The following is a 1,963-nucleotide window of genomic DNA, read 5'->3' as shown; positions in this document are numbered from 1 at the left end:
CGAGGTTGCTTGTTTTAATGCCTGGGCATCCTTGATGTTGGCTTGTTCGGTTTCCTTGACCTTTTTTATCGTAAAGTCCAAAAATCCACTCATGCCCTCGGCTTTGCTGGTCAGTTTATTGATTAATGCTTGCACTTGCGCGGTATCCGAACCGATCTGCGACAGCAGCTGACCATCCAGCTGATTCACAAATCCATTCGTCGCATTGCGCAGATAGTTGGCATGATCTTCGATGTCTTGGATATCCTTCATTAGCTTCCGCATGCGGTCTTCATTAAAGAGTACCTGATCCGATGCCATATACGCCTGACCTCCTTTGGAAGGGGACCTATCCTCCCTCGTGTTCTAATGACCTTGGCCTTGAAAATCATTACGAACCGAAAAGTCCGATTCAAACAAGATAATATCACCCGAACGGAACTGAAAGGTATGTCCCAGATAGTCCTGGTCCGATGCGATCTGCCCTTCAATCGCCCACATGTTGGCATTCGGAGAATTATAGCCTAGAATTCTAGTTTCTTGATCGTTATGCTTGAGCGCATAAATGCCAAAGTTAACCACGATATAGCCCTTCGTGAGAAACTCCGATTCATGCCCGTCCAAAGAGCCTCCGTAGCGATTAGCAAGCGCTAGAACATCCGTCCCTTTCGGCAAAATGTGCGGCGCGATCGGGAGATTATATTCACCATACCAATGCTGCACGCTGCGAAGGGCAACGGTCGGATCGACTACAGGTGGCACTACTCTTGGCGGGCCCACAATCGTCCGCGATTTGTACGGCAGAATTTCAATGTCATAACCCGTAGCTGTCGTAATTTTGCGGCTCAAGAACTGGGTGTAAAACTTGGACCACGGCGTTTGCGACTGCTGACTTGAAGTTAAGATATTCGTATACTCGTAGCTCGCGGCGTTTTGGATATCCGTGTCACTGATATTCCTTAGCGGATCCGGCAGCAGGTAGACGCGGGAATAGATCTGCTTGTCTACCACAGAACCGACGCGAATCATCTTATTGCTGGCACCGGAAACATCATAATAGAGATCTACAGGCACGCTACTACCGCCGCTGCGCGGTACAAACCAAAAGGTAGGATCAATCCGCATCCCTTCCCCTTTATCCCAGTAGTTGCCGATCGTTTTGAAATCAAACTGGAACGAGTAGCCGTTATGGGGCACAGTGGCGACTTGTCCAGGATAGGAGCCTAGGCGTATCGGCATGAGCCATGCGTTTTGTCCAAACATATTCGTTGGCACGCCATCTTTATCACGTCCACCTGAATAATAAGCATTCGTTGTATGATTCAGTGAGCCGGGTGCCGTTCTAAACACGGACTCGTACCGCAAATCACCGATATCTCCTATCCGAAAATCGGAAACGCGCCCCACCACGTTGACATCGATCCCCTTTGTCGCGCAGTAATTGATTAAGTCTCCGTTCAGGTTGGTCTGGCAGGTCGCTGCTTGGGTATTAATCGCCCAGGCTTCGAGTGTGATATGATACGTGCCTTCATCAATCCATTCCGGAATAAGATACGTGGCGGACGGTGTCCCTACATCGATATAGATCCAGGTATTTTCCTGATGGTAAGCTCCTGTAGAGTCAAACACACCGAAGGGAAACGTCACACGCTTAGAAGCCGTGTATTTCATGTAATCGTTGTTGCCATAGCCTAAGTAATTTAAATGCTGTCCTTTTTCGTCGAAGTCCACACGGAACGGCCGGCCTAGGACAAGAACCGTTTTGCTGTAATCCGGGTTCATACTCTGGTCGAAGGGCCGGTTGATGTCCGGTATGTCCGAGTAATTGACGACGGGTGTATGGACGGTTACGGTGTTGATGCCGTTGATCGGGTAGGATGTGCTTGCCCCACCATTCACATTCTCTGGCAAAAGATCATAATAAATGGTCCCCGAACTTGATGTGTTCGGTTTGTTCGCCAAGGCATTGCTTACTAGATTCTGA

Annotated in this window: 1 protein-coding gene and 1 pseudogene; both read right to left on the bottom strand. The window is 48.9% G+C overall.

All coding sequences use genetic code 11. The features are described from left to right. A partial coding sequence (locus IEY34_RS36075; RefSeq protein ID WP_189021100.1) for a hypothetical protein occupies nt 1–300 on the bottom strand: 300 nt, incomplete at its 3' end. A gap of 45 nt (nt 301–345) precedes the next feature. Continuing rightward, a pseudogene (locus tag IEY34_RS36070) lies at nt 346–1,963 on the bottom strand (DUF5704 domain-containing protein); the annotation flags it as partial.

The sequence above is a fragment of the Paenibacillus marchantiophytorum genome, assembly GCF_014640555.1.
Taxonomy (GTDB): domain Bacteria; phylum Bacillota; class Bacilli; order Paenibacillales; family NBRC-103111; genus Paenibacillus_E; species Paenibacillus_E marchantiophytorum.
The sequence above is the reverse complement of the archived record's forward strand: the minus strand, read 5'-3'. Positions and strand labels throughout refer to the sequence as shown.